Origin of the sequence: Methylocaldum sp. GT1BB (assembly GCF_051027545.1) — a bacterium.
Classification (GTDB): Bacteria; Pseudomonadota; Gammaproteobacteria; order Methylococcales; family Methylococcaceae; genus Methylocaldum.
Genome location: NZ_CP194902.1, coordinates 4876388 through 4898141 on the forward strand (window position 1 = coordinate 4876388; position 21754 = coordinate 4898141).

General features: G+C 56.5%; 20 protein-coding genes. All 20 read left to right on the top strand.

The window, feature by feature from the left end; genetic code table 11:
* The first annotated feature begins 109 nt into the window (after positions 1–109).
* The 20 genes from pilB (at position 110) to ACR2TX_RS23015 (ending at position 21753) form a co-directional block, all read left to right on the top strand.
* Complete coding sequence (gene pilB, locus ACR2TX_RS22920; RefSeq protein ID WP_077730548.1) at positions 110–1825, top strand: type IV-A pilus assembly ATPase PilB; 1716 nt, start codon at positions 110–112, stop codon at positions 1823–1825.
* Positions 1826–1830: 5 nt separating this feature from the next.
* A complete protein-coding gene (locus tag ACR2TX_RS22925; RefSeq protein ID WP_077730547.1) occupies positions 1831–3045 on the top strand; it encodes a type II secretion system F family protein in 1215 nt (404 codons plus the stop codon).
* Positions 3046–3061: 16 nt separating this feature from the next.
* Positions 3062–3943 carry a prepilin peptidase gene (locus ACR2TX_RS22930; protein ID WP_434130763.1) on the top strand — a complete coding sequence of 294 codons (882 nt, stop codon included), beginning with the start codon at positions 3062–3064 and terminating at the stop codon, positions 3941–3943.
* Between the two features lie 6 nt (positions 3944–3949).
* Positions 3950–4543, top strand: coding sequence for a dephospho-CoA kinase (coaE, locus tag ACR2TX_RS22935; protein ID WP_156879762.1), 594 nt, complete (start codon positions 3950–3952; stop codon positions 4541–4543).
* A gap of 120 nt (positions 4544–4663) precedes the next feature.
* The gene (zapD, locus tag ACR2TX_RS22940) at positions 4664–5458 is read left to right on the top strand and encodes a cell division protein ZapD (protein WP_347257479.1); all 795 of its coding nucleotides are present in this window, start codon (positions 4664–4666) and stop codon (positions 5456–5458) included.
* A gap of 9 nt (positions 5459–5467) precedes the next feature.
* A complete protein-coding gene (locus tag ACR2TX_RS22945; RefSeq protein ID WP_077730545.1) occupies positions 5468–5701 on the top strand; it encodes a DNA gyrase inhibitor YacG in 234 nt (77 codons plus the stop codon).
* A 165-nt stretch (positions 5702–5866) separates the two neighbouring features.
* Positions 5867–6154 (top strand): FmdB family zinc ribbon protein, encoded by a 288-nt coding sequence (locus tag ACR2TX_RS22950; protein ID WP_077730544.1) that lies wholly within the window; start codon positions 5867–5869, stop codon positions 6152–6154.
* A gap of 66 nt (positions 6155–6220) precedes the next feature.
* Positions 6221–8014, top strand: coding sequence for an aspartate--tRNA ligase (aspS, locus tag ACR2TX_RS22955; protein ID WP_434130764.1), 1794 nt, complete (start codon positions 6221–6223; stop codon positions 8012–8014).
* Between the two features lie 1019 nt (positions 8015–9033).
* Positions 9034–9969 (top strand): EpsD family peptidyl-prolyl cis-trans isomerase, encoded by a 936-nt coding sequence (locus ACR2TX_RS22960; RefSeq protein ID WP_434130765.1) that lies wholly within the window; start codon positions 9034–9036, stop codon positions 9967–9969.
* 111 nt (positions 9970–10080) lie between these two features.
* Positions 10081–10617 carry a hypothetical protein gene (locus tag ACR2TX_RS22965; RefSeq protein WP_143735168.1) on the top strand — a complete coding sequence of 179 codons (537 nt, stop codon included), beginning with the start codon at positions 10081–10083 and terminating at the stop codon, positions 10615–10617.
* A gap of 50 nt (positions 10618–10667) precedes the next feature.
* Positions 10668–12047 carry an undecaprenyl-phosphate glucose phosphotransferase gene (locus tag ACR2TX_RS22970; RefSeq protein ID WP_156879760.1) on the top strand — a complete coding sequence of 460 codons (1380 nt, stop codon included), beginning with the start codon at positions 10668–10670 and terminating at the stop codon, positions 12045–12047.
* A gap of 84 nt (positions 12048–12131) precedes the next feature.
* Positions 12132–12929 carry a polysaccharide export protein EpsE gene (gene epsE, locus ACR2TX_RS22975; protein WP_077730539.1) on the top strand — a complete coding sequence of 266 codons (798 nt, stop codon included), beginning with the start codon at positions 12132–12134 and terminating at the stop codon, positions 12927–12929.
* 67 nt (positions 12930–12996) lie between these two features.
* Complete coding sequence (epsF, locus tag ACR2TX_RS22980) at positions 12997–14403, top strand: chain length determinant protein EpsF (protein WP_156879759.1); 1407 nt, start codon at positions 12997–12999, stop codon at positions 14401–14403.
* A gap of 114 nt (positions 14404–14517) precedes the next feature.
* Positions 14518–15393: a chain length determinant protein tyrosine kinase EpsG gene (gene epsG, locus ACR2TX_RS22985; RefSeq protein ID WP_156879758.1), complete on the top strand. Its 876-nt coding sequence runs from the start codon at positions 14518–14520 to the stop codon at positions 15391–15393.
* Positions 15394–15434: 41 nt separating this feature from the next.
* Positions 15435–16628: an O-antigen ligase family protein gene (locus ACR2TX_RS22990; protein WP_156879757.1), complete on the top strand. Its 1194-nt coding sequence runs from the start codon at positions 15435–15437 to the stop codon at positions 16626–16628.
* A gap of 59 nt (positions 16629–16687) precedes the next feature.
* Positions 16688–17158, top strand: coding sequence for an acyltransferase (locus tag ACR2TX_RS22995; protein WP_077730536.1), 471 nt, complete (start codon positions 16688–16690; stop codon positions 17156–17158).
* A gap of 62 nt (positions 17159–17220) precedes the next feature.
* A complete protein-coding gene (locus tag ACR2TX_RS23000) occupies positions 17221–18450 on the top strand; it encodes a glycosyltransferase family 4 protein (RefSeq protein ID WP_077730535.1) in 1230 nt (409 codons plus the stop codon).
* A complete protein-coding gene (locus ACR2TX_RS23005; protein WP_434130766.1) occupies positions 18447–19349 on the top strand; it encodes a glycosyltransferase family 2 protein in 903 nt (300 codons plus the stop codon). The genes ACR2TX_RS23000 and ACR2TX_RS23005 overlap by 4 nt, the downstream gene beginning before the upstream one ends.
* An 8-nt stretch (positions 19350–19357) precedes the next feature.
* Positions 19358–20500 carry an esterase-like activity of phytase family protein gene (locus ACR2TX_RS23010; protein ID WP_168175422.1) on the top strand — a complete coding sequence of 381 codons (1143 nt, stop codon included), beginning with the start codon at positions 19358–19360 and terminating at the stop codon, positions 20498–20500.
* Positions 20497–21753, top strand: a complete 1257-nt coding sequence (locus tag ACR2TX_RS23015) for a glycosyltransferase (protein ID WP_434130767.1) — start codon at positions 20497–20499, stop codon at positions 21751–21753. The genes ACR2TX_RS23010 and ACR2TX_RS23015 overlap by 4 nt, the downstream gene beginning before the upstream one ends.
* Position 21754: the final 1 nt, after the last annotated feature.

A 21754-nucleotide genomic window follows, 5' to 3' on the forward strand; every position in this document is an offset into this window, starting at 1 on the left:
CACCATCAAGCGGCTCCGTCCGAGCAAACTGGATAAAGCCCATGCATCGACTAATATTATCGAGGCTTTCCAACAATGCGATGCATAGCTGTCCGTAGCATTAAATCTCATGGCAATCACGGCGACGAAATTGCAACTCAGCGGACTGGCCAAAAGCCTGGTCAAGGAAGGGCTGTTGACGGAATCCGATGCACATCTTCATCTCGACAGCGCTCTTCAAAAAAAAACCCATTTCGTAAGCTATCTGGTCGGCAACAAGATTCTCGATAGCCTATCCATTGCATGCGTAGCATCCAAAGAATACGGAATTCCTCTATTCGACCTGGATGCGATATCTCCGGACATGATGCCGACCAGGGCCGTCAGCGAGAAGCTGATCCGCCAGCACCATGTCCTGCCGCTGTTCAAGCGCGGGAACCGCCTTTATCTCGGGCTCGCCGATCCCACCAATCTCCAAGCTCTGGACGAGATCAAATTTCACACCCGGTCCAGCACCGAAAGCGTCATCGTAGAGGAAGACAAACTGACGCGGATGATCGACCAGGCCCTGGAAGCAGCCGACATCTCGTTCAAAGACTTGGTGGATGCCGATCTCGACAATCTCCGGATTACCGGCGGCGATGAAATCGATCAGCCCTCCGAAGGCGAATCCTCGGATATCGATGACGCCCCGATTGTCCGATTAGTCAACAAGTTTCTCCTCGACGCCATCAAGAAAGGCGCTTCCGATATCCATTTCGAGCCTTACGAAAAAAACTTCCGCGTCCGCTTTCGTCACGACGGCATGCTCCACGAGGTCACAAGCCTTCCGGTCAACCTCTCAGGGCGGGTCGCGGCGCGCCTGAAGGTCATGTCGCGAATGGACATCGCCGAGCGGCGCATCCCTCAGGACGGCCGCATCAAGATGGCATTGTCCAGGACTCGCGCCATCGATTTCCGCGTCAATACCTGTCCGACGCTATTCGGCGAAAAAATCGTACTCCGTATCCTCGATCCGACCGCGGCCCAAATCGGAATCGAAAAGCTCGGCTTCGAACCGGAGCAGCAGCAAAACTTCCTGAGCGCCATCAATAAGCCCTATGGGATGATTCTGGTTACGGGGCCCACCGGGAGCGGTAAAACGGTCAGTCTCTACACCGGGCTCAATATCCTGAATACGGCCGACCGCAATATCTCGACGGCAGAGGATCCGGTGGAAATCACCGTGCCCGGCATCAATCAGGTCAATGTCAACGTCAAAACCGGCCTGACTTTTGCCGAGGCGCTCCGGGCATTCCTGCGGCAGGACCCGGACGTCATCATGGTAGGCGAAATTCGCGACCTGGAAACGGCCGAGATTGCGGTCAAAGCCGCACAAACCGGCCACTTGGTGCTTTCCACCCTGCACACCAACGATGCGCCCCAAACGCTCAACCGCTTGATGCAAATGGGCATCCCTGCATTCAACATCGCTTCCTCGGTGTTGCTCATCATGGCGCAGCGGCTGGCCAGGCGGCTTTGCGAGCATTGCAAGAAGGAAGAGGACCTCCCTCCGGAGGTTTTGCTGGAGGCCGGGTTTCGAGAAGAAGAGCTGGGCAGTTTTACGGTTTTCGGACCGGTCGGCTGCGATAAATGCGTAAAGGGATACAAGGGCCGCGTCGGCATTTATCAGGTCATGCCCATTTCCGAATCCATCAACCGCATCATTCTGGAGGGCGGGAACGTCCTTCAGCTCGGCGAACAAGCGAAAGCGGAGGGTGTGGCGGACCTGAGGGAATCGGGGCTTCGAAAAATCAAGTCGGGCATTACCAGTCTGGAAGAAATCGACCGCGTCACGCGAGATTAAGTCTTATGGCAAAAGAAGAACTCGTTCTGTTTATTTGGGAAGGCGCCGACCGTACCGGCGGGCGAATCAAAGGGGAACTGTCCGCGCGCACAGAAACTACGGCCAAGGCCGAACTCCGACGCCAGGGCATCAAAGTCATCAAGATCAAGAAAAAGCCCAAACCGCTCTTCAGTGCGCGAAAGAAGAAAATCACGACCAAAGACATCGCCGTATTCAGCCGACAGCTCGCGACGATGATGAGTGCAGGGGTACCGCTGGTTCAAGCCTTTGACATTGTCGGGCGTGGCCACGAGAATCCAAGCATGCAGGAACTGATCATGGGCATCAAGGCCGACGTCGAAGGAGGCAGTCCGCTTGCCGAAGCCTTGGGAAAGCATCCGATTTATTTTGACGAGCTATTCTGCAGCCTTGTGCATGCCGGCGAGCAAGCCGGCGTTCTCGAAACGCTGCTGCACAAGATAGCGGAATACAAGGAAAAAACCGAATCGCTGAAGGCCAAGATCAAAAAAGCCTTGACTTATCCCACAGCCGTCATCGTGGTTGCCTGTATCGTAACGGCCATCCTGCTGATCTTCGTGGTACCGACGTTCGAGGAATTGTTCAAGGGTTTTGGCGCGGACCTCCCGGCATTTACTCAAATGGTCATCGAGATGTCCCGGTTTCTACAGGCATCGTGGTATATCGTATTGGGAGTTCTCGTTGCCGTCGGCTTTGTGTTCGTGAAGCTCAAACAGCGCTCGGCCGCGTTCAATCAGGCCCTCGATAGATTTTCCCTGCACATACCGGCGATCGGCACCATTCTGCATAAGGCGGCGATTTCCCGTTTCGCCCGGACCTTGGCCACCATGTCGGCAGCCGGCGTCCCCTTGGTCGAGGCACTGAAGTCCGTGGCAGGTGCTACCGGTAATATCATTTATTCCAATGCCGTCCTTCGGATGCGAGACGAAGTCGCCACCGGACATCAGCTTCAACTGAGCATGCGACAGGCAAACCTGTTTCCCAACATGGTCATACAAATGGTCGCAATCGGAGAGGAATCCGGCTCTTTGGACAGCATGCTCGCCAAAGTGGCGGACTTCTACGAGGAGGAAGTGGACAACGCCGTCGATTCGCTCAGCAGCCTTCTTGAGCCCATGATCATGGCGTTCTTGGGCGTCGTTGTCGGCGGTTTGGTGGTCGCCATGTACTTGCCGATATTCAAGCTCGGCTCAGTCGTCTGATCGAGGAAATTCCGAGGTGGCGCCACTCATCCAGTTATTGGCCGAAAATCCAGCTTTGTTCTTGACCGTCATCGGCGTTCTGGGGCTCGTGGTCGGCAGTTTCCTGAACGTAGTCATTCACCGCTTGCCGATAATGCTGGAAAAAACCTGGCGGCGGGAGTGTAAAACCTATCTCGATCTCGAACCCGAATCGGAGCCGGACGAGGCCTACAATTTGCTCGTTCCGGGTTCACGTTGTCCACAGTGCAATCGGCCGATCCGCGCTTGGGAAAACATCCCGGTCGTCAGTTACCTACTGCTTAGAGGACGATGTGCCGGGTGTCGAATACCAATCCCCTTTCGCTACCCGGCCATCGAAGCGCTGACCGCCGCGATTTCTGTCGCCGTTGCCTGGCACTTCGGTTTCACTTGGCAAACCGCATCGGCACTGATCCTCAGCTGGAGTCTAGTTTGCTTGAGTTTTATCGACTTCGATCGTCAACTGCTTCCCGATGCGATTACCTTACCTATCCTATGGGCAGGACTGTTTCTTAGCCTGTTCAACATTTTTACAGACAGCTCCTCGAGTATACTGGGGGCCATCTTCGGCTATCTAAGCCTTTGGCTGGTATACCACTTGTTCAGGATCGCGACCGGCAAAGAAGGGATGGGATACGGCGATTTCAAACTGCTCGCCATGCTCGGCGCGTGGTTGGGATGGGGCCTTTTGCCGACCATAGTGCTGCTCTCATCCTTGGTCGGGGCCATCATCGGGATAGCCATGATCGCCGTTCTCAGGCACGACCGCAGCATTCCCATACCATTCGGCCCTTATTTAGCCATTGCCGGATGGATTGCCCTGCTGTGGGGCCATGACATAAACGCCGCTTATATGCGTTTCGCGGGAATTTCCGGCTGAGCCCCCATGCTTGTCATCGGTTTGACCGGCGGAATCGGTTGCGGTAAAAGCACGGTTGCCAGATTATTCGCCGCCAAGGGCGTTCCAATTCTGGACGCGGACGTCATCGCCCGCGAGTTGGTCGAACCGAATCGACCGGCATTCGAGGCGATCAAGCAGCACTTCGGGGCTGCGATTCTAAGAGATGGCTGTCTCGATCGGGCAAGATTGCGAGAACTCGTCTTTTCCGATCCCGAAGAAAAACGCTGGATCGAGACACTGCTGCATCCCCTGGTGTATTCCGAGATCGGCCGACGAATAGCGACTCTTTCGGCACCTTACTGTATCGTGGTCGTTCCCCTGCTTCTGGAAACCGGCCAAAGGCATTTCGTGGATAGATTGCTGGTCGTCGATTGTTCAGAAGAAACGCAACGGCAGCGCGTCAGGCTCCGCGATGGATTGAGCGATAGGGAAATCGAGAAAATCATGGCGTCCCAAGCCAGCCGCGCCGAACGGCTGGAAGCAGCAGACGACGTGCTCGAGAACATGGTCGATGAAGCTGCTCTATCGGACCGTATCGAAGAATTACACCAACTCTATCTCGCACTCGGTGGGCAGTAATCCGAATAATTCTTACACAAGAGCAAGCGCAAAAGGTAGTATTGACTAATCTCCGGGATAAACGAAAATGGTGTCCGCCAACGGACACCCTTTCATAAATCCTGGATCGGATTGTTTATTATGCTATCGATTGCCGAAATTCCCGCCTTGAGCGATTCCATTATTTACGAGTTCCCGCTAAATGAGCGCATACGCGTATTCATGAGGCTTGAGCAACTCTTTCAGCAGCTTGACCATTTCATGGCCGGCAATTCGATTTGGGACAGTCGGGCAGTCATTTCAACGCTGCTGGATGTCCTAACGCTCTTTAGCCGCAATGATCTGAAGTCGGAAACATTAAAGGAGTTGGATCGCCATGCTGCGGTGCTGACGCGAATGGCGCACAATCAAGACATCGATCACGCTAAGCTGGATAAGGTCCTGACGAAGCTCGATAAATTAAGCAAAGAGCTTTATGCGGTTCCCGGCAAGCTCGGCCTCTCTCTGATGGAAAACGAGCTTTTCAAGAGCATCTCTCAGCGCAGCACCATTCCGGGCGGAACTTGTTCTTTCGATTTACCGGCCTTTCATTACTGGCTTAAACTCGACGACCACACACGCCGGCACGATCTCGAAAGTTGGTTGGAGCCGTTTCGTCTCATACGCTCGGCTATCGATATTTTGCTGAATTTCATACGGACCAGCGCCGCACCGACCGATGAACAGGCTAGCGGCGGCTTCTTTCAGAAAAGCCTGGACCACACCCTGCCGTTTCAACTGCTACGCGTAGGCGTGAGGCGTTCGCAACCTTATTTTGCGGAAATCAGCGGAGGCAAGCACCGGTTCACCGTGCGCTTCATGATTCCCGACACGGTTGAACGGCCGACCCAATGCCAAGACGATATTACTTTCCAGTTAACCTGCTGCTTATTGTGACGAGCGAGTTTGTCCGACGCACTTTCATATAAAATCGTTAAATGTCCTCGTTGTCGAAAGCCAGTCGCCTGGAGCGAAACCCATCGGTTTAAGCCATTTTGCAGCGAGTACTGCAAATTGATCGATCTAGGCGAATGGGCCTCGGCGTCCTATGCCATAGCGGGTGAGCCGGCGGATCCCGACTCGCCGGACACGGAAACACCGCTATCGAGCGACTATTCGGGTTACCTGCCTGATCCATAATCTTGCGGACAGCCTATCATCCGCGAAACGGCCGTATTCATCGGGCTTTTGGGGGCACCTGAGCGGTCAAATGCCGTTTCCCGGATCATGGAACATTGTCCTTGAAAACTCGTCCTAAACCCTCATATTACAAGCGCCTGTTTCAGATCAAACGAGGAGTTTTCCATGCCTATCTATGAATACCAATGCAAATCGTGCGGCCACGAATTCGAAGCCATCCAGAAAATCAGCGACGATCCTTTGAAAGAATGCCCCGCATGCGGCGATCTCGAATTGAATAAATTGGTATCGGCCGCCGGTTTCCGACTGAAGGGGGGTGGCTGGTATGAAACGGACTTCAAGGGCGGAAAAGACAAGAAAAAGAACCTGGCCGGCGACACTTCCGACGGTAAATCGGATTCGTCGACGGCCAAGAAGGAAACCCAAAAGTCGACTGCGGATGCGGCCTCGTAAACTTGTACATCGATAGCCAGACCCGTAATATTTTCGTTTTTGTCGTTCGAATTTAGAGATATAGCAATGCGTAGCCACAGATGTGGAGAATTGACGGAAAGCCATTTGAATCAGGACGTGGACCTCTGTGGCTGGGTTCACCGCCGCCGCGACCACGGCGGCGTGATATTTATCGATCTCCGCGACCGAGAAGGCCTTGTTCAGGTCGTATTCGATCCCGATTATGCGGAAGCCTTCAAGCTGGCAGAGACGGTTCGCAGCGAATACGTGCTTAAAGTGCACGGCACGGTTCGCCTCCGCCCCGCCGGCACGGAAAACCCGAATTTGCCGACGGGCAAAATCGAGGTTCTGGCTACGCGGTTGGAAATCCTCAACAAAGCCGAAACGCCCCCGTTTCCCTTGGAAAGCGAAATCGAAGTCAGCGAGGAAACCCGTCTGCGTTTCCGCTACATCGATTTGCGCCGTCCGGTGATGCAGCAGCGCATGAAGATGCGGCGCGACGTCGTACGCTTTCTCAGACAATTTCTCGATCATCACGGGTTCTACGAGATCGAAACTCCTTTCCTGACCAAAGCGACCCCGGAGGGCGCGCGGGATTATCTGGTCCCGAGCCGAACTCACCCGAATCATTTTTTCGCTCTGCCGCAGTCTCCGCAGTTGTACAAACAGCTGCTGATGATTTCCGGCATGGATCGCTATTATCAGGTGGTACGCTGCTTCCGGGATGAGGATCTTCGCGCCGATCGCCAGCCGGAGTTCACGCAGCTCGACATCGAAACCTCCTTCATGGACGAAAGCCAGATCATGTATCTCATGGAGGACATGATTCGGCAGCTGTTCACCGACGTTTTGCACGTCGAGTTGCCCAATCCCTTCCCCCGGTTGACTTATGCGGAAGCCATGCAACGCTACGGTTCGGACAAGCCGGATTTGCGCATCCCGCTCGAATTGGTCGATATCGCGGACTTGGTCGCACAAGCGGAATTCAAAGTGTTCGCCGGTCCCGCCAAGGATCCAGATGGGAGAGTCGTGGCGCTTAAACTCCCCGGCGGCGCCAATTTGTCCCGCAAGGAGATCGACGATCTGACCCAGTATGTCGCCATATACGGCGCCAAGGGCCTAGCCTACATTAAGGTCGTCGACCGCAGCGCCGGAGTCGAAGGCTTGCAATCGCCGATCGTCAAATTCCTTCCTGCGGAAGCCGTGCGCGGCATCCTGGATCGAGTCGAGGCGGAAACCGGCGACATCATTTTCTTCGGCGCCGACAAAACCAAAATCGTCAACGAAGCGATAGGCGCCCTGCGCCTGAAGCTAGGCCAAGACCGCGGACTCGTGGACAAAGGCTGGAAGCCGCTATGGGTGGTCGATTTTCCCATGTTCGAATGGGATGAAAAGGAAGCCCGTTGGTTCGCACTGCACCACCCGTTTACCGCTCCGAAATGCAGCCTCGAGGAGCTTCAGTCCGATCCCGGCCGCGCCCTTTCCCGAGCCTACGACATGGTGCTGAACGGCACTGAAATCGGCGGTGGCTCCATACGTATCCACCGTACCGACATGCAGAAAGCCGCGTTTGAGCTGCTCGGGATCGGAGATGAAGAGGCCCAACAAAAATTCGGTTTCCTGCTCAATGCGCTCCGGTATGGAGCGCCGCCTCATGGCGGCTTGGCCTTCGGTCTGGACCGGCTGGTTATGCTTATGAGCGGCGCGACATCGATACGCGAAGTCATGGCCTTCCCCAAAACTCAATCGGCCTGGTGCCCGATGATCGACGCTCCGGCCATGGTCACCGACGCTCAGCTCCGCGAACTCGGTATACGCCTTCGCCGTCCGCAAGAGGGAGAAAAAGGCGAAACGACTTAATAACAAGGAGGCGCGATAGGCGTTCGGGATTACCCCCGAATAGCGGCAGAGCTGTCGCGCCGAAGCGCGCCCTGGGTTTCGCTTGCAAAAGCCGACCGAGGCGGCGTTGCTCCTTCAATTGCAAACGTCGCTTCAGTCGCGACCTGTTTTCTTACGCTCGCCGGCCGGTTCGCGGCTGAGCCGCCCGCGCCGCCCACCGTCTTCGTGCCCCTTCGACCGAGCTCAGGGCAGGCCCTTCGACGGGGCTGAGGACAGGCAAGGCCATCTAACCGGCCTAACGCACGGTCCGCAGCTCCAACTGCCGTTTCCAGGTACAACTTATCCATTGTCCTATCGCCGTCCGGCAACACCTAAACCCTCGGCTCCATCGAATACCCGTTCGTCGTGGTTACTCCTGGAGCTAACTCTGTCGCAAGCCCCCACCAAAACTTTCCGCAAATACACTCGCATCGCTCGCGCCGAAGGCATGAACCCTTCACAGTGATGGCCGAAGCCATACGCATCCAATTAACAGCCCCATCTTGTCGCAAAACTGTGACACTACCGATGACCTTTACGCTTGAGGGACGGCACGATTTCTCCCATTGCCCCGACGAAAACGCGTTCGGACGCACGCTAGACAGAAAAACGCGTTGATTCAAGCGCATTCGACCGGTTGCAGCCTGCTCTCACGAGCGATGTCGTCTTGCAGCGACTCAACGCTTTCCAAAACGAGCGAAACTGGAACAAATCCGCTGCCGGAAGACCTCTTTTTGAGCGTAATCAAACAAAAACATCATACCCTCGCAACCCTTTCCCATCGATTCAAGAGCTGTGTCCAGACTCCCAACCCCGAAGCTCAAAGCGACGGTATCCGCGGTATACGCTGTAATCACGGCCTTTCTGCGCGTAGGTCCAAAGACCGCATTCCTCGCAGGACTGGACCGAAAAACGATGATGGTCCAGGTTTTGCTTTACATGGTTCGTACACGGTAAATATTTCGACCCCGCTGGAAACAGGATTAGGAGTTTAGGAGTTCATGATTTTACGGAGAATTGTGGATAGAAAGATTTGGTTGAGATCGCTGCCGCTGAGTGCGCACGCGATTTTGGCGTTGTTGAGTGCATGCGACAGTCAGTCCGCGTCCGACAAAACGACCCAAATCGTGGCCCGTGTTAACGGAGATGACATTTCCGTCGGTCAGCTCGATGTTCTCCTCTCTGGTTCGGCCACGCGCCCCGATAGTGAAGTCGGAAGCATTTGGGAGAAGAGCATCGACAGCCTGATAAACCAACAACTTCTTTCAAAACAAGCGATCGAAAAGCATCTTGACCGTGATCCCCGTGTCACGCTTGCTACAGCGATGGCTGAGCGTCAGGTTCTCGCACAGGCCTACCTCGATCATGTTGCTCAAGCGGTTGCCAAACCGGACCCCGCTGAAATCAGCGCTTTTTACAAATCCCATCCTCAACTGTTCGAAAAGCGCAAGATCTACGAACTCCAGCAAATATCTATCCCCCTAACGCCTGAAAACAACAAGCTTATTGACTCGCGCCTAAAGCAGCCCGTGCGGTTCAACGCCCTGTCAAAATGGCTGCACGAGCAAAATATTCCCCATACCTTACAAACGGTAATACGTCCTGCCGAACATCTACCCTTGGAGAAACTAGACGAATTTGATCGCCTCAACAAAGGAGATGCCGTTTCGTTCAAGGCGGGAGATGAGTTTCTCGTGTTGCAATTGTTGACGGTCAAAGAAGCTCCCCTCGATCACGATAAGGCCACTCCCCTGATCGAGTCCTTCCTCACAAACCAGCGGCGGATAACGCAGATAAACCGTGAATTGAGCCGGCTCCGGGAGACTGCAACCGTAGAGTATTTTGGCGGCATGGAACCTTCCGGCAATACCCTATCGCCCACCGACAGCGGCGCTGAATTTATATCGAATAACATTCCTCCATTTAAAACCCAATAATGGACTGATAATAAGCCAACTTACGCTTCGCCTAGCTGATCGATATTGGATTTCATAAGAATACGAGCATCCAGTTCTGTTTTCTTTAGACGCATCACATGGGGGTTTTATATGAGCTTAAGACAGATTCTAAACGTCTCTTACAGAATAATTTTTTGCCTGTTGTTCATCTGGTTTAAAGGAGCATCTGCGGAGAACTTCAGTGATTATCCTTCAACTTTCGGCACGCCTTATCATGACAAAGAAAGGAACCACGCTATCGATAAGTCTAGCGCTCATATACCACCTTCCGGTAAAGCAGGCTTTGCTGAAACCTCCTTCTTCGGCATAGCCAAAAGCTCCTATCGCCTCCTATCTTCTGTCAACGTAAACGCCATCCGCTTTGCCCTTGACATACCGGGCCGAAAATCCAAGAACGGCTGGAATGAATCTGAAATAACATTCCAAGGAATGCAAGAGCTTTCTCTTGATGCCATGGCCGTCGACCGCTACAAGAAAAATCGAAAAGAGGACATGTACGCTGGTTATGCCTCGCCCGCACCCGACACAGAAACCTGGCTCATGATATTGGTCGGAATTACCTTGATCGGATTGCAGGTTATACGCGGCAACAAGAAAGCCGAACCCATTTATTCTTCTCTGCATTAACGTCACCCTACGACAGCTACCCTATTTCGCTGATCTTAGGAGAAAAAGGCTTGCAGGCAATCGACCGACCTTCAGTTCTATTAGTCAAGAGTCTTCTAAATCCAATTGTGATCGTCGGGTGTTTTATCTTGACGATCCACTTTTATGGATTAAAGATCGAAAAGCATTACTTTTTGCTATTAGTAATAACATTTTTGATCGCCTCGCTAATTTTTGACGAAATAGACCTGGAACTAGACTTCAAATCGAGTCTCTTGCGTTCGTTCGGCAATATTTTCGCTCGTTGGACCTTTTTATTCGGTTTCCTGGCGATATTGGGTTTTGCCGCAAAAATGTCGGACGACTTTTCGAGAAAGCTTCTGTTGACTTGGTTTGTCGCCACGCCGTTGGTGCTCATTGCGGTACAACTATTGGCTCGTCGTGCATTGCAATCGGCGGTCTCGCAGGGCGATGCCCAACGCAGAGCAATCATTGTCGGGGTAAACGAGCTCGGCCTTAAATTAGCGAGACAGTTCGAGTCCGCGCCTTATTTGGGAATCAGCTTCGCCGGTTTCTTCGACGACAGGAGTCCGGAGCGTCTAGGCGTGAGCCACATCAATCTATTGGGAAAGATGAACGAGGTGGCGGAGTTCGTCCGAACTAAATCCATTCACCTCATCTATATCGCGTTACCGATGATGGCTCAGCCGCGGATTTTCGATCTTCTCGATAAACTCAGAGATACCACGGCATCCATTTACTTCGTTCCCGATATTTTTGTCTTCGATCTCATTCAAGCACGATTTGGGAATATAAACGGCATTCCGGTAGTGGCTGTCTGCGAATCACCGTTTTATGGTGTCAACCGGGTCATGAAGCGTATCGTCGATATCCTTTTTGCATCGATCATTCTGATTTTGATTTCCCCATTGATGCTTGCGATAGCCATCGGGGTCAAGCTGAGTTCGCCCGGTCCCGTCATTTTCAAGCAGCGTCGTTACGGCCTCGACGGCGAGGAAATCAAAGTCTACAAATTCCGAACGATGACGGTCTGCGAGGACGGTCATAACGTTCGACAGGCGAGTAAAACCGATAATCGAATTACCCGTTTCGGCCGATTTCTGCGTAAGACATCTCTGGACGAATTGCCGCAATTTATCAATGTATTGCAGGGGCGTATGAGTATAGTCGGGCCTCGTCCGCATGCCGTGGCTCATAACGAACTGTACCGCACTCAAATCAAAGGTTACATGATCCGTCACAAGGTAAAACCGGGTATTACCGGATGGGCGCAGGTCAATGGTTTCCGGGGAGAAACCGACACGTTGCAGAAAATGAAAGCCCGAATCGAGTTCGATCTCGATTATTTGCGGAACTGGTCGCTGTCTCTGGACCTGTGGATTATTTTGAGAACCGCCGGTGTCTTTCTCAAACAGGACACCGCTTACTGATCGGAAGAATATAAGGGCGCGCGTAGATTCTCATTATTTGGACTTTTGGATTCAGCCTTATTTTCGAACTTTATTCACTAAAACATGTTCAGACCCTTCGGTATTTGCCCGCATTTTTTTATCGGCTTGATCGGTTTGCTGATCCTATCGACTTCGCAGGCCGATTATTTGCTCGGCCCCAACGATGTCGTACGCATTGCGGTTTACGGCAACGAGGATCTCGCCACCGAAACCCGTGTCTCGGATAGCGGAAAAATCACGTTTCCGCTCCTCGGGGAAATCGAATTGGGCGGTTTATCCGTCGGAGAAGCGGAAGCTCGCGTCGAAACCCTTCTTTCAGAACGAGGTTACGTACGCAATCCCCAGGTAAACATCACGGTGCAGGAATACCGCAGTCACGAAGTGGCCGTATTGGGATTCGTGAACAAACCCGGACGTTTCGCCCTGGATACCGCGAGCACGGTCACTCAGTTGATCGCGCTGGCGGGAGGCGTGAATCCGCAAGGAGACGATCGGACCATCGTGACCCGAACTCGGAATGGGCAAACCTACCGCGAAGAGCTGAATCTCAAAGAACTGCTCGAGGAAGGAAAAGCGTCGGAAGACATTTTCGCCGAAGACGGAGACGTCATATTCGTGCCGCGTGCCCCGGTTTTTTACATCCACGGCGAAGTGCAGCGCCCCGGCGCATACCGTTTGGAGCGGAACATGTCCGTCGCTCAAGCGATTTCATTGGGCGGAGGCGTGACTCCTCGCGGCAGCCTGCGCAGCATCACGATCAAGCGGAGATCCTCGGAAGATCAGTTGACGACGCTCGATGCGGAGTTGGATGAACTGATCGAAAAGGACGATGTGATCTATGTGGACGAACGATGGTTTTAGCGAATCTTCCCGGAAGCAAAGGCATGCCTTCGTCCTCGGCATGGATTTCATGGATTGGTAACCAGATATGAATTTGAATCAGTTCCTGCAGATTCTATGGGCACGGCTGTGGGTGCTCGTTCTTACGCCGCTGGCGGCTGCCCTGACGGTCCTCGCGATAAGCCTGATACTGCCGAAGGCGTATACCGCCACGTCGACCCTCGTCGTCGATTACAAGGGCGTGGACCCCATTACCGGCATCGCGGTGCCGGCGCAGCTGATGCCGGGTTACATGGCCACCCAAGTCAACATCATCGGCAGCCATAACGTGGCGCTCAAGGTCGTCGATCGACTCAAGCTGGCCGATCTGCCGGAATCGAAGGAACGGTTCGAGCAAGAAGCAAAGGGAACGGGCGACATTCGCGACTGGCTGGCTGACAAGTTGTTGAAAAACCTCGAGGTCCAGCCATCCCGTGATAGCAGCGTGATTCAGGTCGGTTTCTCGGATACCGACCCGCAACTCGCCGCCACGCTGTCCAACGCATTCGCGGAAAATTACATCGCGACCAACCTGGAACTCAAGACCGAGCCGGCGCGCCAGAATGCCGCTTGGTTCGAGCAGCAAATCAAGGGTTTGCGGGAAAACCTGGAGAAAGCCCAGGCCAGTCTGTCCGAATACCAGCAGGAAAAGGGCATCGTCGCTCTCGACCAACACTGGGACGTAGAAAACAGCCGGCTGGAAGAGCTCTCCAAGCAGCTGGTGGCCGCTCAGTCGCACACCTACGATCTGATCTCCCGCCGCAATCAATTGGAAGCGGCAGGCAGCGCCTTCTTGCCGGAAACCTTACCGGATGTGCTTGCCAATTCCGTGGTTCAGGATCTGAAGGCGAAACTGGCGCTAGCCGAGACCAGACTTGCCGAAATCGGAGAGAAATACGACATCAACCATCCCATCCATCAGCAAGCCGTGGCCGAAGCCGGCAGCCTCAAACGCAAGTTGGCAGCCGAGACAAAAACCATCCTTCACAGCCTGAATACCGCGGTGGACATCGCGCGCATGCGCGAAAACGAGCTCAGAACGGCGCTCGGCGCGCAAAAGGCACGAGTACTGGAACTCAACAAGCAGCGGGACGAACTCGCGGTACTGACCCATGAAGTCGAACATGCCCGGCAGTCTTACACAGCCGCTTTGCAACGGTTCAATCAGACGCGCCTCGAAAGCGAGGCCAACCAAACCAATGTCGCCGTCTTGAATCCCGCCAAACCGCCGTTGCGGCCGTCGCGGCCGAAAGTGCTGCTGAACGTCGCGGTAGCGGCTTTTCTAGGCGTCATTCTGGCGGTCAGCTTCGCTTTGCTGCTGGAATTGCTCGATCGCCGCGTGCGCTCCCCGGAAGACTTGAGCATCACACTCGGACTCCCCGTGCTAGGGGTTTTGACCGATGCGAAATTACGCCATCCGAAATGGCGTTTGGCTTTCTCCAAAACTCCGGTCTGAAGCCGCCATGAAACCGGTAGGCTTCGATTGCCAAGGCCGCACGCAAATCTTCCAGCCGTCGCCCCGATGGCAGGGACGAAACGCCCATCTCTCATTGCCCAACGAGATCTTTTTATGACACAAACCCCGGCGCTCAAGATTAACCCGGAACCTATCGGCGCCGAACGCCGGATCGGACAAATCCTGCGGGAATCGGGCAGGCTCTCGCCGCTCGATGCGGAACGGGTGCTGCATCTCCAGAGAGAAACCGGGCTGCGTTTCGGCGAGGCCGCACTGCGGCTTGGATTGATTTCCGAAGAAGACATCAACCGAGCGATTTCGGAACAGTTCGATTACCGCTATTTGAAGCCGGGACAGGGAAATTTCAGCACTCGACTGATTGCCGCGTATCAGCCGTTCAGCCCCCAGATGGAGGTGTTCCGCGCCATACGCAGTCAGCTGATGCTGCGCTGGCACGGTAATGGGAGCAAAACCCTGGCCGTAACCAGTCCTCGTCGCGGAGAGGGGCGCAGTTATGCCGTGTCGAACCTTGCCGTCGTATTTTCGCAACTGGGACAGCGAACGCTGCTCGTAGATGCCGATCTGCGCAACCCGAGCCAGCACGACATTTTCGCTTTGGGCCGCAACGGCATGGGCTTGTCCGATCTGCTGGTGGGTCGCGGCGGCGGCGAATGCATCCGCCGCATCGATGAATTCGCCGATCTATCGGTGCTTCCGGCCGGCACACTTCCGCCCAATCCGTTGGAATTGCTCAGCCGCGGCGCATTCGATGCGCTTCTGAGGGACTTCTCGGCGGCATACGACATCGTTCTTCTGGATACGCCCGGCGGAATTGCCAGCAGCGACGCCCAAACGGTCGCCGCGCGCGCCGGCGCATCCCTGCTGATCGTGAGAAAGCATGTAACCCCCTTCTCCGAAACCGATTTTCTCCGGCAAATGCTGACCGCCGTCGGCTGCCGGATCGTGGGCGCGGTACTCAATGAGTTTTGAAGATCGATTGCGCCGAACGCCGGACGGGAGGGGAGCCGAACATGGCGTTTAGACGCATGTTTCTTCTCGCGCAACTGGTGTTGGTCCTCAATATGGGACATTTGCTCGGCCTGGCCAACGCCAATCCCGTCGAGAAACTGTTTTTAATCCTGGCGGGACTGGTTTTCACGCTCACCCGCAAGCGCATTCCGGCCAACCTCGTGTTGATGGGCTTCATCATCCTCGTCAGCTTCGTCTGCGGTCTTCTCAGCGAGTTCGACGCCTTTTCCTGGAACCGATACGCGCGAAGCCTGGTGAGTCTCATCGCTTTTCTGCTTTTTTTTACGGCTTTTCCGGAACAGCGAGACCGGGAGTTCATATTGCTGATCGCAGCCCTCATTCCGCCGGTCTCGGTGTTGCTCGGAACGATTTACGAGGCAATGGGCATCAGTTATCTATGGATGACGGATTATCTCGGCACCCGCCGGCTCGCCGGCAACATGGGACCGGCATTTCTCGGGGGAGCCGGCGTTACCGGCGCCGTGGCGGCCAGTTACCTCGCCCTGCAGCAGCGTTCGCGTTATCTCCTGCTTGCCCTCGTCAATGCCGGAATCACCATGCTCACGGCTTCCCGTATGCCGTCGGCGCTCGCGCTCGGCGTTACCGGCGCGATGCTGTTCATGGAAAGCCGGTCCGCGGTGTTCAGAATCTTGATGGTTCTTTACGGCTGCGTCGTGGTAGCCGGACTTTTCTACCTCATGGGAGACCAACTGATGACCCGCGTGTCGTCCGAGGCGATGAGCGGCCGCGACATCATTTGGAACGAACTGAAAGCCTACGTACACCGCTTTCCCTATTTCGGCGTCGGCTTGGGACACCAGATGGATATCCTGTCCGCTAGAACGTCCACCACGACGCACACGGTCGCCGCGCACAACGAATATCTTCGGTTCACCGTGGAGGTCGGCTATGTCGGCTCATTGCTCATGGGCTGCGCCTTCATAGCCATGCTGGTGAACCTGCTGCGCGATCCTCTTGTGACGAAAAAGTGGGCTTTTCTGATGGTCGCTGCGGCTTTCTTCGTTTATTCGTCAACCGACAACACATTCAGCGTGCCTCAAATCTTCATGGCGCTGGTGGTTGCCTTCTTCGGTTCCTGCGACCGCCGCGAACCGGTTCCGCCATCTCCCGAATCGTACAGTCCTCAACCGTTTCGGACGGCCGAGCCCGCCCTCGACCCGCCGCACAGGGTCTGACCCAGGACATCGCCAAAGTTTCACCTCAAAAAAGCAAGTATCCAGGAGAAACGTCAAAGATGAATCTCGGCAAACTCAGATGGGTCCGATTGTACCTGGTCAAATTCAAGCGCCTTTGGCTGGTGAAGGTCTTTCGCATGGATATCCATCCATCCAGCCAGTTTTCGCTGTCGACCAAATTCGATCTGACCAATCCCAAGGGGATCCACGTGGGCGAGGAGTCCTACATCGCTTTCGACGTCGCCATTCTCGCGCACGACCTGACCCGCGGCTTTCATACTCACACCCGGATCGGACGCCGGTGTTTCGTGGGAGCGAGAAGCATCATTCTGCCTGGGATCACGATCGGGGACGAAAGCATCGTAGGAGCGGGCTCGGTGGTCACGCGCGACGTGCCGCCCCGGACGGTCGTAGCAGGCAATCCGGCCCGCGTCATCAAAACCGACATCGTGGTGGCAGGTCCCTTCGGTCGCCTGGAAGGGGCCGACGAAAGGCAAGGTCGCATGATGGCGGAAAACGATTTCGCTTAACGACCGCAAACGAAGATCGCATTCGAGAGGAGCGAAAAAATGACCATTCACCGGGGGTTTAAATGCCAAGTTGTCTAATGATTGTCGAAAACCTTCCGCTGCCGCTGGACCGGCGGTCGTGGCAGGAGGCGACCGCACTGCGCGACGCCGGTTGGGAGGTTACGGTGATCTGCCCGGCCACCGAAAGGCACCCGGAACGGGAAATCGTGATCGACGGCATCCGGGTCTACCGCCATCCCCTGCCCCTGGAAGCCAGCGGCGCATTGGGCTTCTTATTGGAATACGGCGCGGCGCTGTTCCACGAAACGCGTTTGGCCTTCAAAGTGTTTCGACGCCACGGTTTCGACGTCATCCACATCGCCAATCCGCCCGATCTTTTGTTCCTGGTTGCCCTGCCCTATAAAGCGCTCGGCCGGCCGCTGATCTTCGATCATCACGACATCTGTCCGGAGCTCTACGAATCCAAGTTCAAGAAACGCGGCCCGATGCACGCCCTGCTGCGACTCTTCGAAAAACTGACCTTCCGGTTTTCGGACGTGGTCATCTCGGCCAACGAAACGTTCAAGGAACTGGCCATAAATCGGGGCGGCAAGTATCCCGACGATGTTTTTACCGTGTACGGCGTGCCGGACCTTACTAAGTTCAAACGGGTGCCGAAAACCGACGTGGAAGACACGATCACGGTCGGATACGTAGGGGTCATGGGCGCTCAGGATGGGGTGGACAACCTGATTCGTGCCGTTGCGGCGCTGCGCAACGAATCCGGGCTGCCGCGATTCACTTGCAGATTCGTCGGCGCCGGCCCCGAGCTTGCCTCGCTGAAAGCACTGGCCCAGTCGTTGGGCGTAGCCGATGTCTGCCAATTCACGGGTTTCCTGTCCGGGGAAGCGCTGTTGGCCGCCCTATCCAGCTTCGACATCGGCGTCATTCCCGATCCTTACGACACATACAACGACAAAATCAGCATGTGCAAGGTGTTCGAATACGCTACCTTGGGGATGCCTATCGTCGCCTTTGAACTAGCGGAGACCAAGCGCCTCCTCGGGGATGCGGCCCGTTACGCGCCCGACCATACGCCCGAGGGGCTGGCATCCGCCCTGGCGGCTCTCCTGAAAGACGAGTCCTTGCGCCGGAACCATGCCGAGCGCGCCTTGGAGCGGGCCCGCACGCACTTTCGCTGGCCCGACCAGGTCTCCAGCCTTCTGGCCGCCTACGATCGCGCGCTGATGCGTCGCGCCGGTCGGCGCACTTCGCCCAGCGAAGCGCGCACTCTCCGGAGCGAGCGCTCATGAACGCCGTTCCCGCGACCGAGCAAGGACGCTACGCGGAGGTGGACGCCCTGCTCTTCACCACCAACGATAGTGCGGGCGGACGCCACGACGAACTGGAGCGCATGGTCCGGAGCGTAGAGCGCGCCATAGCGACGTCCGGCCTTCGGGTCGTTCAATACCTGTTGCTGCAGCGGCACGCTCCCGGCCAGCCGCTGCCCGATCTGCCGGACTATATCCGGGTAACGACCATTCCCGATCGAGTTTCGCTCTCCAAGGCGCGGAATCTCCTCCTGAGCTGGGCGCGCGAAGACGGCATGTTCGAGCGATCATTGATGGTCGCTTTCCCCGACGACGACGCCTGGTACCCGGAGGGCACGCTGGAAGCCATGCTGGCTTTGTTCGGGGGAGACGCCTCGCTCGATCTCGCGATCTGCCGGTATTCCTCCACGCCTTCGACGCTCTCCGCCCTGCCTTCGGAGCTGCGCGCCGCGCGGCCGGCGAGCGCCAGGGCATTCGTTGCCAATGCCTCGTCCAATACGCTGTTCATGCGCGCCTCTCGCGCCGCTCAAACGGGGTATTTCGACGAGTCCCTGGGGGTCGGAGCGCCGATCAACGGCGGAGAAGACCTCGATTACGCCCTGCGCGCCTATGTCGCCGCCGGGGAAAAAGCCGTCTGGTTCGACGCCTCTCTGGTCGGGCACCGCGACCCTCATCGTTGGTTGATCGGACATTACTATGCCGGCAGCCTGTACGCGCTGTCTCGAAGCGCGGCCTCGAGCCGGGCGGTCGCCTTGCAGGCGGTGCGAAAAGTGTTGGTGGGCATCTATCTGCTGCTTCGCCGCGAACTGGCCTGGCCCGCTTTTTCACGGGCGCTGAGACTCGCCCAGGCGGCCCGATGCAGCCACCCGGCGCGCTCGTGACGAAGCCCATGAGAAAACGGTTCGAAGCGGCTGTAACGGAAATCGTGCCCAGCGGCGACCGGCTTCGCGATACGCGCCGTCCGACGCAAGCTTCTCCACGAACCGGATACGGCGTCGCACGGCGGTGGCGATGGTGGGTAACGGCCGCGGCGGCCTCAGTGTTGGCCGCCGCGATCGCCTGGGCCGGCTTTCTGAGATTTAAACCCACGGTAGCCTTGCCGGGTCTTACGCCTATCCCGGTCGAGGCGCACCCGATCGCCGAGTTTTCAAAAATCGAGATCGCGGAAACCGCAGCGTCGCCGCTGGTCTTTCGGGGCGGCTTGGTGCTCGAATCCGGCGCCCCGCATTTCGGCGGAATTTCCGGCCTGCGGATGACGGACCGCGGCCATGGGTTTGCGGCAGTCACCGATGCCGGCTATTGGGTACAAGGCCGTCTCTTGTACGACCGGGGCCGTCCGAGCGGCGTCGCCGATGTGGTGATGGCGTCGGTTCTTGGGCCCGAAGGAAAACCACTCCGAGAAAACGGCAAGGGCGACATCGAGTCTCTCGAGCTGACCGCCGAGGCCGCTTACCTGGGATTCGAAGGGCACCGCAACGGGATAGCCGTTTTCCAGCCGACATCCGACTTGCTCCGGCGCCACGGTCGGCTCCTGCCGGTTCCTCCGGACATTGTGGCACTGCCGAAAGGTCGCGGCTTGGAAGCTCTGGTCGCGATTCCCGCCGGACATGATTTCGGCGGTGCGCTCCTCGCCATTGCCGAGCGGGACCGAACCGGTCGCGACATGGCTCCGGCCTGGATTCTGAAGGAAGGGACGGCGCTGGAACTCAAGGTCCGCTTGACCGACGGCTACGACATCAGCGACGCCGTCTTTCTCCCGGAAGGTGATTTGCTCTTGCTCGAGCGGCGGCTATCGCTGCTCGGCGGTTTCAAGATGCGTCTTCGCCGCATCCCGGCAACCGACATACGGCCCGGAGCGGTTTCGGACGGCTCCCCCGTTCTGGAAGCCAATCGGCTATTTCACGAGATCGACAACATGGAAGGTATCGCCGCCCATCGCGACGAAAACGGAATCACCGTCGTCACGGCGGTGTCCGACGACAATTTCCTGCCGGTCCAACGCAAGCTTCTGCTGCAGTGGGAATTGAAATGAGCGCGCCTAAAACCGAACGTCTGCGTCCGGTCGCGGTTTTTCTGTGCGAGGATTTGCCGGTTCCGGGCCTGAACGGGTATTCCACCTACAACCACGCTTTCGTGAAATACCTGGAGTCACGGGAGTTCGAGGCGCATCTGGTGATCAGCGGACCGCGCCTGCCGGCGCCGATATTCCGCCCCCGGCGCCGATTGGGTTGCACAAGACTCCAGATTCACGTGCCCGGAACGGTTCGGCTGGGGGAGTGGCGCCTTGTCACACACCCACGGGCCCTGATTCGGTCCGTTTACCGCTGGCTGCTCGATAGCGTGGGCGGCGCATGGGCCCGACGGCTGGCGAACTGGCGCGGCGCATCGCAGAGCAAAGCCGTCTTTATCGGCCGCTGCCTGAGCGAACCGGATCTGCGCCGATTGGCGCCGCTGTTCGCCCGACTAGCTCCCCACTATGTCTTCGTCGATACCATTTTCCGGGCGCGGATCGTGAACTGGTTGCCGAACCGCACCCGCACGCTGTTGATCGCCCACGACGTCTTTTACAAGCGCTGCCAGTCCCTGGAGGCTCGCGGCATAACCGCCGTTCCCCCGGTGACCCCGGAACAGGAGCAGGCCATGCTCGGAGGCTTTGACGTGCTGCTCGCGATCAGCGACGAAGACGCCCTCGACCTCGGCAATCTGATGCCGATAGCGAAGATCGTCGCTCTTCCGGCGCCAGTTGACGCGAGGCCGATAAAGCCTCGGGGCGCCTCGGAGTCCCGCATTCTGTATCTCGGCAGCCATGCGCCGCACAACGTGGACGGACTCCGCTGGTTTTTGGAGAACGTCTGGCCGCGAGTGCGCGAGGTGCGGAACGATTTCATCCTGGACGTGGCGGGCGAGGCGTGTCTCGCCTTCACGCCCGGCATTCCGGGCGTGGTTCTGCACGGCCGCGTTCAAGACCTCTCGGAACTCGCCGCAACCGCGCTTTTCGCCATCAATCCGGTGCGCGCCGGGAGCGGCATGAAGATCAAGATGCTGGATTATTTCGCGTTCGGTCTGCCCTGCATTACGACCAGCGTGGGAGCCGCAGGTTTTCCCCCGACCGACGACAGCCCCCTCGAAATTTGCGACGACGCTGTCGATTTCGCGGCGGCCGTTCTGCAATGGGGTGGCGATCAGGCACTGCGCGAGCATCTTCGCAAAAACGCCCGTCGGTACGTGGAGCGCTTTTCGATAGACGCTTTTTTTGCGCGCTTAGACACCGCTTTGGACCGGTAGG